General features: G+C 60.2%; 12 protein-coding genes. 3 read left to right on the top strand and 9 right to left on the bottom strand.

Going from position 1 to position 13883, the window contains the following annotated elements; genetic code table 11:
- Positions 1 to 19 precede the first annotated feature (19 nt).
- A complete protein-coding gene (locus tag N7E70_RS07205) occupies positions 20 to 1432 on the top strand; it encodes a KAP family P-loop NTPase fold protein (protein WP_263005935.1) in 1413 nt (470 codons plus the stop codon).
- Here N7E70_RS07205 and N7E70_RS07200 read toward each other — a convergent pair.
- Positions 1429 to 1842: a hypothetical protein gene (locus tag N7E70_RS07200; RefSeq protein ID WP_263005934.1), complete on the bottom strand. Its 414-nt coding sequence runs from the start codon at positions 1840 to 1842 to the stop codon at positions 1429 to 1431. The genes N7E70_RS07205 and N7E70_RS07200 overlap by 4 nt on opposite strands.
- A gap of 98 nt (positions 1843 to 1940) precedes the next feature.
- On the opposite strand from N7E70_RS07200, the gene N7E70_RS07195 reads away from it, so the two are divergent.
- Complete coding sequence (locus tag N7E70_RS07195) at positions 1941 to 2762, top strand: glycerophosphodiester phosphodiesterase (protein WP_263005933.1); 822 nt, start codon at positions 1941 to 1943, stop codon at positions 2760 to 2762.
- A 5-nt stretch (positions 2763 to 2767) separates the two neighbouring features.
- Here the strand turns inward: N7E70_RS07195 and N7E70_RS07190 are convergent, their stop codons facing one another.
- The 5 genes from N7E70_RS07190 to N7E70_RS07170 all read right to left on the bottom strand — a co-directional run bounded on the left by N7E70_RS07190 (position 2768) and on the right by N7E70_RS07170 (position 8991).
- Complete coding sequence (locus tag N7E70_RS07190) at positions 2768 to 3529, bottom strand: hypothetical protein (protein WP_263005932.1); 762 nt, start codon at positions 3527 to 3529, stop codon at positions 2768 to 2770.
- A gap of 531 nt (positions 3530 to 4060) precedes the next feature.
- Positions 4061 to 7153 (bottom strand): hypothetical protein, encoded by a 3093-nt coding sequence (locus tag N7E70_RS07185; protein WP_263005931.1) that lies wholly within the window; start codon positions 7151 to 7153, stop codon positions 4061 to 4063.
- 281 nt (positions 7154 to 7434) lie between these two features.
- Positions 7435 to 7977, bottom strand: a complete 543-nt coding sequence (locus N7E70_RS07180) for a hypothetical protein (protein ID WP_263005930.1) — start codon at positions 7975 to 7977, stop codon at positions 7435 to 7437.
- A gap of 396 nt (positions 7978 to 8373) precedes the next feature.
- Positions 8374 to 8667, bottom strand: a complete 294-nt coding sequence (locus N7E70_RS07175) for a hypothetical protein (RefSeq protein ID WP_263005929.1) — start codon at positions 8665 to 8667, stop codon at positions 8374 to 8376.
- 78 nt (positions 8668 to 8745) lie between these two features.
- A complete protein-coding gene (locus N7E70_RS07170) occupies positions 8746 to 8991 on the bottom strand; it encodes a hypothetical protein (protein WP_263005928.1) in 246 nt (81 codons plus the stop codon).
- Between the two features lie 359 nt (positions 8992 to 9350).
- Between N7E70_RS07170 and N7E70_RS07165 the strand changes: the two genes are divergently transcribed.
- The gene (locus N7E70_RS07165; protein ID WP_263005964.1) at positions 9351 to 9644 is read left to right on the top strand and encodes a helix-turn-helix domain-containing protein; all 294 of its coding nucleotides are present in this window, start codon (positions 9351 to 9353) and stop codon (positions 9642 to 9644) included.
- Between the two features lie 371 nt (positions 9645 to 10015).
- Here the strand turns inward: N7E70_RS07165 and N7E70_RS07160 are convergent, their stop codons facing one another.
- From N7E70_RS07160 to N7E70_RS07150, 3 genes are all read right to left on the bottom strand, one after another.
- Complete coding sequence (locus N7E70_RS07160; RefSeq protein WP_263005927.1) at positions 10016 to 10369, bottom strand: hypothetical protein; 354 nt, start codon at positions 10367 to 10369, stop codon at positions 10016 to 10018.
- Positions 10366 to 10947, bottom strand: coding sequence for a hypothetical protein (locus tag N7E70_RS07155; protein WP_263005926.1), 582 nt, complete (start codon positions 10945 to 10947; stop codon positions 10366 to 10368). The genes N7E70_RS07160 and N7E70_RS07155 overlap by 4 nt, the downstream gene beginning before the upstream one ends.
- Before the next feature lie 411 nt (positions 10948 to 11358).
- On the bottom strand, positions 11359 to 13815 hold the full coding sequence (locus N7E70_RS07150) for a helicase RepA family protein (protein WP_263005925.1): 2457 nt from the start codon (positions 13813 to 13815) through the stop codon (positions 11359 to 11361).
- Positions 13816 to 13883 lie beyond the last annotated feature (68 nt).

Below are 13883 nucleotides of genomic sequence, written 5' to 3'. Positions count from 1 at the left end.
TGAGAATTTGGTGGGGCAAATGGGAACCGAAATCTGGGCGGGCGATCACCTAAAGCGCAAGGAAGACGCCGACTTCCTGATTGACTATTTACTGGAGCGGAATGCCCAGGCGGTAGAGACAGGACAGCGCGGTGTATCGATTAATGTGAGCGCTCCGTGGGGCGCCGGCAAAACCTTTTTTATGACCAGGCTGGCCCAACAGCTTCGCTCTCATGGATTTGGGGTCGCGGAGGTCAACGCATGGCGCGACGATCACGCGGATGACCCGATCTTTCCGGTCATGTCGGCGATACTAGGGGCCCTGCCAAAGGCGGGCAAGTCGGCCGACATACGGCAATCACTGACGAAGAACGTAGGGAAGATCGCCACGCGAGCCACCCTGGGGCTAGTGAAGCGCGGAGCCGGGTTCTTCATTGGTCAAGAAGCTGTCGAAGGAATTGCGGACGACGTGACGAAGTCAATCGCCGAAGCAACTGAGCAGACATTGAGTGAGTATGCCGAACAGGCGCTCGAGCACTTCGAAGAGGGGCAGAAGGCGATCGACGATTTTCGCACAGAGCTCGGAGAGGGGGTTAAGAACGGCAACCCGCTGTTTGTTCTGATTGATGAAGTTGATAGGTGCCGGCCAATCTATGCGATATCACTCTTAGAACGGATCAAGCACCTATTCGACGTCCCCAATGTCATTTTTTTGGTTGCGACCCATACGGATCAATTGGCTCATACAATACGTGCCGTGTACGGAGCCGGGTTCGACGCGGATACGTATCTCCACCGCTTCTTCGACCGCACCTACTCGTTCGATCAACCCACTCTCGACGAGTTTGTTGATGTGCAATGGACTGAACTTGGGCTGGTGGAAGATCGCTATCTGCCCATTCCCGACCAAACACAGCGCCAGATGGTTTCCGCAATATCGCGAATCGCGGGCCTGTCGTTGCGAGATATAAAGCAGTGCATGGATATGCTCAGTAGTGTGACAAACCGAGCGGAAGCTAAAGTTCCTGTACCGCTATTGTATGTGTACCCGCTTGTTGCCGCATATCACCTGAGAAAGACTGGTGCATTTAACATCGCGACGGGTATGGCCAATCGCGACGTCGATCAGCAGATCGCCGCAAGGCAATTTCAAACTCTGTTCAGCGGAGAGCCGCTTTTCATATTTCAGAACCGTGACCACTTCGGCCGTCAGATGGGGGAACAAACGGTAGAGCTTACTCGTGTGTTGGACAGCTTTATGGGCTTGCTCAGTAACGGCTTGACGGAACAGGTCGGCGGCGATGCTTGGGAATACCGGTTTGTCGAGCGCTATCGGCAGACCGAGTTCGCAACTCTACATGGCAGTACCCACAGAGGCATGAAGGTAACGTCAATACTCGAACGTTACCGTGCTATGATCCAAAAAGCCGGACGGATTGGACAATTTACCTAGTTGCTACGGAAAAACCGTTCCCAAGACCCCGCGTCCTGAGGCGGCCGGACAATCCGCTGGCCGGTTTGATCGATCTGCGAGGCGCCCTCGTTCAACCATTCCATGGCCGTCTGAACGTCCTTGTTCTCGGCCAAGGCACCGGTGACGACATCCACCAACGCGGGCGCGGCGGCCGTCCGATAGGCCATCTTGCCGGCGGTCGGCATGTTCTGGCGCGTGTTCGTCACCCACTTCCGAAATGATGGCGACGTAACGAGTTGTGCCAGGCCGCGGGAGACGGCTGCAGCCTGCAGGGCGCTGGCCGGCCGCGACAGAATGCCGGTAATGGCAGCACCCGCTGCCAGACCGCCCCCGAGCGGTCCCTTGAACTTTCGGATCAACACATCGAAGGCAAGGTCCGTAATCCACATTGCACACACGCCGATCAGGAAAGCAGTCAGCCGCGTTGACCTGCCCCTGACGCAGAGTTATGCGGAACAGGCAGGATATTGAGGCGGGGCAAGTTTAGATGACGCTTATTCGATTGCTGGCAATCGCCGCCTTGATGTTGATGCCGACTTCATCGGCCATGGCAGAAGGCAAGATTAAGCTGTTCGCTTGGGGGCAGAACGTCACCTATAAGGATGAACGGCCGGTTGGGAACTCTGTCGAGGCCATCAATTATGCCTACGAGCTAGGATATGATGGAATCGAACTGGACACGCTGATACTCGACGACGGCACCCCTGTTTTGAGCCATGACGACAGCGTCAAGCTTGTTGACGGCACGAAACGGAAGATCACCGACCTTCCAGCCAAAGAAGTGACGGCAACAGTGATTGGCGCGTGGCGAGGTCACGATGTTCGAGTGCCCACCTTGGCCGACGCGCTCGCGGCCAATGGTGACAAAGGAATGGCGCTGCTTGATACCCGGGTGCACCAGTCTCATTTGGCTGAGATGCAGAAGGCGATCGGGCGTTCCGGGATCAGCGAGGATCTCCTGTCATTCTCAGTTTACGATATCGAGCAAGGCAAGGCGTACAAAGCAGCCTACCCGCGCTCGCCTGTAATCCTGAAGAAGTACGACTTCGCAGCGAACATCCCGTTCGAAACCCTCGACGAGATCGCTTCCAGCGGCCTGGACGGGATTATGATCCAGTCCCCGCTATCAGACGAGCCAGTCGATGAGTTCGTTGCCGCAGCTCACGCGCGAAAGCTAACCGTCACATTCTTCGTACACGGCAGTTGGCCTCGCCCCGATCCTGATCCGGCACAGTCACTGCGCAATCTCATGAATGCCGGTGCTGACGCCGCACTAACGGTAAGAAGCGATTTCCTCGACCAGAACTGACCCGCTTACAGATACTGCCCGTTGGTCGCGACACTTCCTGCCGCATTGCCTGGTAGGAAGCTCGCGTTGCCGGTGCCAGTGTCGATGAGGGCGCCCTTGTGGGACAGATAGCGTGTTCCTGTCGCAGAGCCTGAATATGTTACGCTGGCGATCGAGATGACGCCCGCTGCGGCACCAGCAAAATACGCGCTGAATGCTGGCGTGCCCGTCAGGGTGACTGTCGCCGATGTGATGGCGATGTTTCCGCTGGCAGGCGCATGAAGGTGAGACACGGCTCCGCCGACAATCGAGTAATTCCCCGAGTTGTAGATTTCACCGTTAATGTTGGCCTCGATGTGCCCACCGGTCGACGCGCCGAAGCGGATATTGGCGAAACAGATCGTCCCGCCTCGCGCGTAAAGACACGCACCGGCAGCTGAATTTCGGAGTTCCATATCCTGTACGCGAATGCGGGCACCCCACTGCGCGATGAAGCAGTAGCCACTTGCGGCATTGATGACGACGTTCCCTGGCGTGCCAGAGTTGCCCCTGATGGTCACCGCTGGATCGGCAGTCGAGCCCGGCACCGGCCCCCTGAACGTTGCGCCAGCCGTGTACGTCCCGTCTCCGACCTGGATAGTGATCGTGAAGCCATTGGCGTCCAGCCCCTGAGCGACTATCGCAGCCTTTTGAACGGTCAGAAATGCCGCAGCCGACGTATCAGCAAGCCCGGTATTGGCCTCGTTGCCGTCAGTGCGGACATAATAGGTTCGGTTAGCTGTCAGCACTTCTCGGCCGGGTCCAGTCGCGCCAGTCGGCCCAGTTACTCCGGTTGCTCCGGTCGCTCCAACTCCGGTAGGGCCTGTCGCGCCAGTTGGACCCGAAACCCCCGTGGCACCGACCGGTCCAGTTGGCCCCGTAGCTCCAACGGGACCCGTCGGCCCTGTCGGGCCGGGAACCGTGGATGTGGCGCCGGTAGGTCCTGTCGCGCCCGTTGCGCCGACGCCTGTCGGTCCTGTTGCTCCCGCTGGTCCGGTTGGTCCTGTCGGGCCTGTCGGGCCGTCACCTCGCAGCAGTGCCAATACGGTGTTGGACAGGCTGTCGGGGGTAACCTTTCCGTTCGGCAGAGCACCATCCGAACGCCGAACGTCAGCCAAAGCATCGATCGTGTCGTCGACCCCGCGCTTCAGCTCTGCTAGGTCGGCGTCCAGATTGGTGCCTGGAAAAGGTCCCTCCTGTTGTTCCGCCTGAAAGCCAGTGTAGCTGTAGTCGAGGACAGGCTTCTTTGGAGCGCCCATGAATGATCCCTTGTCTTTGCGCTAAGGCCGAGCGGGTGACGTCTGTGCGGCTGGTCGCTTCCCATTGCCAACGGTGCCGTGATCGAAAATTCCGGCGATATCCTGCGTGCTGAGCCCTGACGTCGCGGCCTGCGGTTCGCCGTCGCCCTGAACGGCATCGAGTACCGGGTCTTCACTCTGGATCTCGTCGAGCAGGTTTAGAACTTGCGTGGCTCGGACGCCGTACTTCTGCAAAATTCGCCGACGTTTTGCCGCGAGATCTGCCGGATTGAACTTCTCGAGCAGATCAGCCGCCATGCCGGGATTGTTGAAAGCCGCAGACGCCATCGTATCGATGGCACGGGCTTGCACTTTTGCTGAACGGCCCCGCAGCCACATTGCGGCGACATCCACTACTGCGATTGATAGCGACATCTGCCCGCGGTTCACACTCCTGGCTCGTGCGGCAATCGAGGTAGGCGACAGCGACGGATCGAACTTGCCGGACAGCGCCTGCGCGGTGCCGGAGGAATTTGGGGCGCGCGTGCGGACGCTGCCTTCGGCGCCGGCGAGCGCGTTGAAGAAGTCCTTGATGGAGGCCAGATCCTCGGGATTGTCGGACCAGAGCTCGTCGGCGACAGCCGCGGTCTTCGGGTCGTCGAAGAACGCCTTCAGCTTCTTGGCGTCCCAACGGTCGCCGCCCGTGGCACCCTGCGCCGGCAGCTTCTTCGTCTTAACCGCTTCCCACAGTGCCGCTCGAGCATTCTGCCGGGCTTCCGGCGTGCCGCCGGCAGCCTCAATGAGCTCGCGGGCGGCCTCGCGCGGCTTGGGGCCGGACGTGAGATTGCGCACTGCGTCGACGGTCGCTTCGTCGCCGAACTGGAGGTAGCTGGCCTGCGCGGAGCGGCCAGGCGTGTTGAGGCGCTTCTGCGTCTCCGCGCTGGCCTGCTCGACGCCGGTGCGATACTCGCCCGCGGCGCGGGCGCGCGTCAGGCTGTCGCGCAGCTCGGGAAATTCGCCAAGCAGAATGTTCCGCTCGCTCATGTAGCGGTTCAGCGCCTCGGGGCGCTCGAGCAGCCCACGGCTCTGGACGTCGGCCAATACTTCATCCGCCAGCGCATTGCGAACACGGGTATCCGTGCCCGCCTCACGCAGCAAGGCGCGGGTATCGTTGATGCGACCACTGTCAGGCTGAGCGAAGCGGCCGGCGACGGCGCTGTCGTCCAGACGGTAGCCGCCACCCTCACGGGGCCGCAATGTCTCGGCGATGGCAGTACCGGGGCGCTCGAAACGATTGCCCTGGTCGGTGCGGGCGGCGCGCGCCGTCTCATACTGGTCGCGCAGCTCTGGCGGAATGGCGGCCTCGGTGAAATTGTCGACCTCGTCCTGATACTGCTGCGTGACGCGCGCGGCGTTGCGCTGGCCTGCGGCGCGCTGGCCCCGCAGATCGTCGGAGAGGCCGCCCCGGATCGACGTGACTTCGTTCAGCGGAACCATGCCATCAGTGTCAGCCGGCGCGAGTTGCCCCGGTACGTCTGCCTCCGCCGGGCGGAACCTGGTGCGATCGTTGACCGGCAGGCTCTCGTCCACCGCCGCGAACCGATCGCGGAGCGGCCCGACATCGACTTGGGTCGTGGCGTTGTTCACCGGGTCCCAAAGCTCGCTGACATACTGGCGCACTGCGTCATAGGCATCCTGAACACCAGAGCGCAGCGAGGACCCGCGCGCCGTGGCGTCGCGCATGCCTGGCTGAACGCCCTGCTCCGCTTCGCCGAAGATAGCGCGGGCCAGATCCTCGGCCTCCTGCGCTTCCGCGATCTGCGCGTCGCGACCGGACGACAGAGCTGCGCGAAATTGCGCCGGATCGCCCTGCGGGGCAACGGCATCCATTTTTGAAGATACGGCCGCTTCATTGCCGACGCGGCGCATGTTGGCGGCGCCAGGCGTTAGCATGTCCTGGTTCTGGACCATCGTCATTAGCAACGGGTCCTGCATGCGATCGCCGATGTTGGCGACGTAGCCAGGGACGACGTCTTCAACCTGCGAGGGCTGACGCAACTGAGCGGCGAGCGGAGCCGTGTCGACACGGCCGGTCTTGGCGAACTGTTCGCCAGCGGCGGTCGAATTGTTGATGATGCGGTCGGCCACCTCCTGGCCGGCAACCTCGTCCATCATGGCGGGCTTGCCGGTGGCGGCAGCAACAGCGTTGCGGGCCGCGCCGGTCAGCCGCGAGCCGAGGGCGGTGACGCCGACGCCACCGAGCGAGCCGAGGAAATCGGACCAGAAGTTGTCGCCGTTCTGATCGTTGCCGGCGGCTTCGTTCGCAAGGCCAGCGCCAAGGCCGGCACCCGTGGCGAACTGCGCCTCCTTCTGGACCAGAGCGCGCGGAGCAACTGCAGCCGGCTCGACGAACATGCGGCCAAGTGCGCCCATCTCGCGGGCACCTTCCTTGCCGACGCGGGCGGCAGTGCCGAGCGCGCCGGCGACTGGAACGGCGGCGGCACCGATCTCCTTGCCGACACGGCCGACGACACGCTGAAAGGCGTCCTGCGGCTCCAGCTCGGCGGGGCGGTCCAGGGCAACTGCGGCCAAGGTGGAAGGCACGCCGAAGAGCTCGTCCAGGTAGTCGCCGCCGAGGAAGGGCTGGTCGCTGATCGGAACGCCAGCGAAACCGAGGCCTGCGTTCACCAGATCGACCGGAAGCCCAAGCATTTGGGCAGCGCCCCTGCGGCCCTCGCGGACGCCGATGGCGGCCGTGTCATCGGCATAGTCGGCGCTGCCCATGATCGTATCGATAAGCGAACGCTCCGGCGACGGTGCTTCCGCAACGCCGCCGGGCACACCGGTTGCGTCACGGGCATCGCCGATCGGAACGGGGGCGGCCGGAGTTGCAGCAGCCGGCGCTTCGGGACCGCCGAACGTGTCGCGCATCGCCTTCGTCATCACCTCTTCCGGAGTGTCATCCGGAAATTCGACGATCGTCCCGTCAGGAGCCTGGACCTGGATCACATTCGGTCTCCGCGGGGATGCGACCGAACTCTTGGCAGGTAGGGTGGAAAGCGCCTCGGCGATTTCATCGTCGGAAAAGTCGTCCGGAAACTCGACCCGCTGGCCTTCAAATTCGACGATCGGCATTGTTTGCCTTTCCGCTATGGCCATCTGAGCCGCCCAGACGATTGGATCTGGGCACCGAAAACAACGGGGTGCCGTCATGTTTGATGGTTGGGAAGCCGGTCAACATGCCGCTGCACTCATCGCCACTCCCAACGGCACACGAAAGCTCTGCTTCCGAGCATGCGATTGTTGTGGGAGGGTCCAGTTGACGTTCGGGGTTAGCCCGCGGTGAGTGCGACTGCCCGAGTTTCGCTGTTTTCCGGCGCGTTGATCATAGCAACGCTTCTTGCAGATTGCCAGCATCACGCTGCCCTCGCGAGGGCTGTGTTGCCGGCGAATGACCCGCCGGTCTTCCGCATCAGTTCAGCGACTGTCGCCTGTCGCCTGTTAGCTTTGCGTTCCTGCAGATGGCTGAAGTCGAGCATGTTGCGCAGGTCGCGGTCGACCAATCCGACGAGCAGTCGTGCGTCGTCGGCATGGGCGGGGCAGGCGCCGGGCTCGCGCGACCAGTGACGCACAATGACCAAGGCTGCTCGGCCGCAAGCCGTCAGTTGCCGGCGGTTGTAGCCTGGCGGGAGCCGGTCGATTGAAGACGAGATTGCGGCCACGATAGCGCGGGACAGTGCTGCCTCACGCCCACCATCCAGGGCGAACGCGGGACGGTGTCGCCGTAGCTCCGACAATGCCAATTGCAGCTCGAACGCAACGTCGACATGGCGGAGCGTGGCCTTCCAAAACTGGAATATGAGGCCGTCGATCGTTTCGTCGAACTCGATACTCTCCCGCGACGGCGGTGCGATGTCGATGAGTTCGTCGCAATGGGGGAATAGTGACTCGGGCTGCATCGGACTTCCCTTCTGATGAGAAAGAATGCCCACCTACAGATGTACGAAGCTATGGCCTTAGAAAATCAGGAAATCGTATAAAATCACCGCATCCAAAAGTTTGAAACGGCCGGAATTTTGTACGACCCGCCGACGGCGCCGCAGTCGCTCATTTCCGTGTGTCGGCAGGGGTGGGGGTCGGCCTGACGTGCCCCGGCATCCCGAGGGTTAGAGTGTGAAGGGCAGGCCTAGGGCCTGTCGAACACGCAGCCTCGAAACGGCGAAATATGCGTATTTGCCGGCGCCCACTGCGTTTCTCACACAGTTAGCCGCGCTGCATTATCAATGGCTTAGTGCGGGCATTGGTAGCGCGTTGATAGCAACCCCTGAAAACTAGGGGTGAATAGGACAGGTGTCCTACGATTCATACCCGAACGCGGCCATAACCGGGGGCAGCAGCCCCGCCGGCACCTGGACGCTGAAATGATAGTACGAACTGCCGCTTGCGTGGGCCTCGTGCCAGGCTTTGCAATGGCCAATTCCGGGGTGATCAGCGTTCGTCGAGCGAAAACGATGAACGGCGTCATAGCAGTCTGCGAGGCAATTGCCGCGTACCTGAAGGCGAATGCGCCAGTGCAGCCGCCCGTCTCGCGGCCAATCGCTTTCGTTGCAGAGCTCGATCAACGGGCAGAAATCGGAAAGCACGCTCACCCCTCCTTTTCCAAAGACAAAGACCCGCTGCAGAAGCAGCGGGTCTTTGTATCTTTCTGAATGATGAGCCGCGTGGCTTTACCCGACCAATTCGGCCTTTCGCGGAGTGAAGGCACGGCGCATGTGTCGGCCCCAGGCCTGGAAATGCGCCTCCTCCAGTTCGGCGACGGCTCCGGCTTCGACAAGCATGACGACTTCGACCATGTTCTTGTGCTCGGCGTGTGCATCGCTCTTAAACGTCCAATCGCATTCATCTTCAGGCTTCAGCGCGGCATCCGTCGCCGAAAGTGTGCGACGCGTAGCGAAATCGATAACGTTGCTCATTTTGTGCTTCTCCTAGAGCCGCTTTTCGGGCGGCAAACAGAGGTCCGGGGTCGAAAAGACCGAAGCTAGGCCCCTGCCGCCTTTGGGGGTCGACCCCTTGGACATGCGCGACAGCCCCCGGACGAAAATCGAAATATGCTGATTTCTTCTTGGCTTTTCGGGCCTATGTTCAGAGTAGCAGTCCCGAAGAATATGTCAACATATTTTCTTGAATGACGCTTAGATATATTGATTTACTACTGTGTTGATTTTGACGATCTACAGCAACGACGAAATCTACATAATGATCAATTGGACAAACGTTCGCAAATTGCTTAGTTCATAGCGTAGTTGGCGTTGTCAAATTGAAGGGCGTCGCTGTGGCTCTCGGCAAGCTGTTGACCGAAATAGAGGTCGCTAACATCCTAAGTTGCTCGCCCGCGACGGTTAAGCGACTGCGCTTGACGGGGCGGCTGACCTACATCCCCGGCCGCCCCGTAAGAATAGATGTGGACGACCTCAACGCCTATCTGGCGGCTCTCGTAGCGCCACAAGAGGCGGTTGAATCTGCCGCGGCCAGCCCGAGAACGCCCGAAAGAGATTTCCGCCGGCTTGCTCGCCAGGTGTGGCTGCAGCGGCAGTCGTTTCGACGATCGCGTGATGAGAAGAAGTAACTAGCGGGCCGATCAGCTGCGTTGTGAACAGCTAAAAAACGTTTAGGCAAGTTTTCGAAACAGGAGGGGCCTATCAAGAGTTTAGTTTGGCTATTGTTGTTAGTCATCGCATCAACGATTGCGGTTTTCGCTCTGAAGGCGGCGAATGAACCCGTCTGGTATTTTCTGCTCATCCGAGAAGACGCAAGAAGACCTCAGTCAACGAGAATGCCAGATTGGGATCTTTTGGATGGTTCTGCATTCGAGTGCTTTCGCCATGCCGATCGTTGGAAAAAAGCCGGCATGTTGGAGGCGCGGTGCGAACCAGTTCCTCGTTTCCGCCACTGGCTGAACGGCCTCGAGCGGAAAAGAAGCTTGAAAGTACGTTGACCTTAGTCGAAAGCGCTGCCTTTGCGTTGCGATCCATCCTGCCCTCGCTGGGCAACTGCCAGCCTGTCACGCTTTCGCTTAGCTGCGGCGACCATCGCGTTGAGTTCGTTGCCGTCCATTTCGTGGATTGGCTTTTGTTGATCGGAATTACGGTCGTGTCGATCCAGCATTCCGCCGATCTGCAATAGGGTGCGTTGCGAACTCGCTTTTGCTTGCGCAGACGCCAGGGGGTCGCGGCAGGTAGCAAGGGCACTTTCGTAGGCGACTTCAACGCCCTCGACCCGCGCGCGTCTGATTACGGTAGCCCGACGCCGATCTTCTTCGTCGTCGAATTCGTCATCAATGGTGTCGTTCACGCGAATGCCCCTATTGGATCAGGTTGGGTTGGTTGACGGCGCGCCAGCTCGGTTTTCAGTTCTGATATTGCCGCCTCTAACTCCGCAGCTTCCGAGCCCTGTATCGTCGAGCGCGGACGGCTAGCGAGCTTCCGGAATTCGGCATTTGCTTCTCGCTCGGCCTTGGCGCGCTGCCGAGCTGCCGCAGCGCCAGGTCGCCTCGCGACATGCCAAGCGCGATATCGGGCGAGCTCGTCCGGGGTCATCGCTGCCAGGCGTGCGGCAAGTCTCTTTGCTGCGCGCTCCCGGTCAGCAAGCTTGCGCTGTAGTTTGCGCTCAAAGTCGGGTGCGTCGGCGTTCGGGAATTGAGGTACATGCCACCGGTCGCCGCGGGGCACCCTTCCCGAATGCAGGTAGCAACGTCCATTCGCCATCGGTGTTTGCTGACAGGGTTTTCCGTCACTCTTGCGAGCGGCGCCGCATTTCGGCATGCGCGCGCGCTTCGCGTTCCATTCGCGAATTGCGGCCGATCCGATCGATCGCCATTGCGCCGACGACTGCCAGGCATTTGGAGCTTTGCGGGGGCGTCGCTTCTTCATTGCTGTTTCTCCGCATAGCGCCCATGAGGTATCCGAACCTCGCGCCGGACATTTTGTCTATGAAATCCCAGATTGGTCTGGGCCCCAATAGTAGGGTGGAGGCGGCGCAGCCGGGCAGGCGAGCGTAGCGCCGCCGCAACCCCTATAGGGTATTTCCGCCGATTTTCCGCCATCAATGAAATCAATGACTTAGCTACCCCATTTCCGCCAAACGGCCATTCACTTCCGCCGCCACTTCCGCCAACCATTTCCGCCAATGATTTCAATAAGTTAACTGTACGATCTCCGCCGATCCGCCCATTTCCGCCGGACTTCCGCCAAGGCCACTTCCGCCGATTTTCCGCCATGCAACCAGCTATCCCGGACAAATTGTCCGATGCATCGAAGCGGCCCGCACTGCGATGAGCGTGGCTAGTCAAAGGCGTTTTCATCTTCATCACCTTGGTCGTTTCTTGCGACTACGCGGAAACCACGAAGTTTGCTCTTCGCATCAGCAACATCGAAGACGATGTCGCCGGTGCGTTCCAAGAAGGTGATGAGCGTTTCCGCTTGGTCGGCATTGATGCCGAAGTCGACAGCCAGGCGCCGCACCGCGCATCGTTCTCCAGCCTTAGAAGACTTCGCCCATGGTTTTCGTGTATCCCACGCGGCCTGCATCGCATCCAAGATGAGCGCTATGCGCTCGTGCGACACGTCGCCGTTTATCTCGCTGGCACGAGTAGGCACGAGTGACGACCGACCATCTCCCAGGTGAACGACTTCGAAGCGGTAGGGCTCACTCCAGCCGTCGGGTGCGTCCTTCTGCTTTTCACAATGGAGTTTGCCGGCCAGGTGGCCTTGCTTGCATTCCATCCGGAAAACGAAATCGCCAGCACCAAGCAATACGGTTGAGCCGCGCATGTCGCCGCTCTTGCTGGCGTGATGAACGCCGAGGACGAGACAGTCGAACTCGCTCTTGATTGCGTCGCAGGCCCCAACAAACAGGGTCATGTCCTTCTGAAGGTTTTCGTCCGCGCCCGGCATCGAACGAGAAACGGTATCCACCACCACGGCTACGATCGGTTGGGCTATGCGTAGGCGGAGCGTTGCAGCGAGCTTCTTGACCTGTTCCGGCTTCATCAGGTCGACCGAGTGAGGCAGAAGATGGAACCGCCCGGCGGAACGCTGGTCGAGCGGTATCTGGTGATGCTGCATCCACGCTTCCGCGCGAGCCTTCATGCCGTGGGCGCCTTCGCCGGCCAGATACAGCACGACGCCGGCCGGTTTCGCGATGATGTCATCGCCATGCCACGACGTTTTCCCAAACGCCAAATGCATCGCCCAATCGAGCGCGAGAAACGATTTCTTGGCGCCGGGCGCACCGAACAAAAAGCCCAGACTGCGCTCCGGGAGGTGACGGGCAACAACGAACTTCGGGTCGGGAAGGTCCAAGAGCTGGTCGAGCCTGAGCGTTTTGAACACATCCGGGACTGCGCTACTGGGCTCAGGTCCGAACAGCGGCTCAACCTCTGTCAGGTCCTCAAAGTAGGTCGCGGCCAGTTTGTTCTGGCGGTGCTGCTCGTGCTCCCCCCAGCTTACGCCCACCGAGTTGGCTATTTCTTGAATTGATCCTGCCCAAGTTGCATTCGCCGGAAAAGGCGGGCTTTCTCCAGCCAGGGTGTTGCAGAGCCAGGTCAACGCCGATGCCTCATTGGGGCGCAACACCGCCGGATCCGGCTCGCCTACCACGGCGAAGGGCTCGTCGCCGGAACGCCCGTATATTGGGCTGCCGCCGAAACTGATTTCACCGCTCTCATCGAGGTTTCCGAATTCGCAAATCAGCGATGTGGGAGTGTGACCGCGTTCGGTGCCGTGATCGAAAATCCCGTCCGAGTAGATAGATAGATCTTCCTCGAGTTCACGATCGAGCTCGGCGGAAGACACTCGCCATTCGTGGTAGTCACCGGGAATGCAAGGAACCACCGCCGAGGCCCATTCCGCGCGTCTGCTCATGACTTCGCGTAGAACGGCGGTCTCGAACGACACCGGGAGATCGTGATCTCGGGCCACGGGTGCCTTAGACGATTTCAAGTCAAAACCGATCCGCGCGGCCGCGGATGTGATTGCGGCGATGCCCCGGTCTAAATCTGCCGCACTCAGCGGCGGCAATTCTGAGATCGGAGTGTCAATCAGAGACGAACGCAGCCGCGCGCCTGATTTGTGCAAGCCGGTAATCACCACCTGCTGGCCAGCGGCCATGAATTCAATCGCGTGCTCGCATCCGGTGGCCTGATCGACGAACTGCAGCTTTCGTTTGCCGATGGGTTCCGGTAGCGCAACGAAGACCAAGCTGCTGGTCGAGTTCTCTCGCCATCGGCGAGACAACCGTTCCACCGGAACCCCCAGCACCCCGGCAACGATGCGATTTACCTCAGCAACAAGCTGACGCCCTCGATCCGCTTCGGGGCTGGCTTCAGTTGGCGCGATCTTAATGTCTATATCGAAGGCACCGACGGACCCGGTCACCAGGCACAAACCGGCACCCGGATATTGGCGCCAACCGTCCACGTCCCGCATATTCGGCGCGAGATTTCTCCAATCTGGGAGGCCGAACCACCTGCCATTTTTGAATTGGCTAGGTATCTTTCCGTCGGCGATCTTGTCGACGATTTCGTTCGTTTGACGATCTCGAAACGAACAGGTGGCACCTGCTGGAGCGCATGGGCGGAGCAGCGAAAGATATCCATTGCTGACTAGCCGGTCGATTTCCTCTGAAAGGGGCGAAGCCCCTAAGTCGGGATGATCTTGACGCCCAATAACGTGGGTTCCAACGAGGTCGCCAAATAGCGCCGAAGGTTGCAATCGAACAGGGTCTTGAGCTATGTTCATTTCGCATCCGTAATGAAATTGGTCGGTTCCCGTTCGCGCGGGGCCGGCCTTTACATTTCTAGGTATTG

It is taken from the genome of Aminobacter sp. NyZ550, assembly GCF_025628925.2.
In the GTDB taxonomy this organism is placed as follows: domain Bacteria; phylum Pseudomonadota; class Alphaproteobacteria; order Rhizobiales; family Rhizobiaceae; genus Aminobacter; species Aminobacter ciceronei.
Note: the sequence above shows the minus strand (reverse complement) of the source record. Positions and strands in the feature narration are given on the sequence as shown.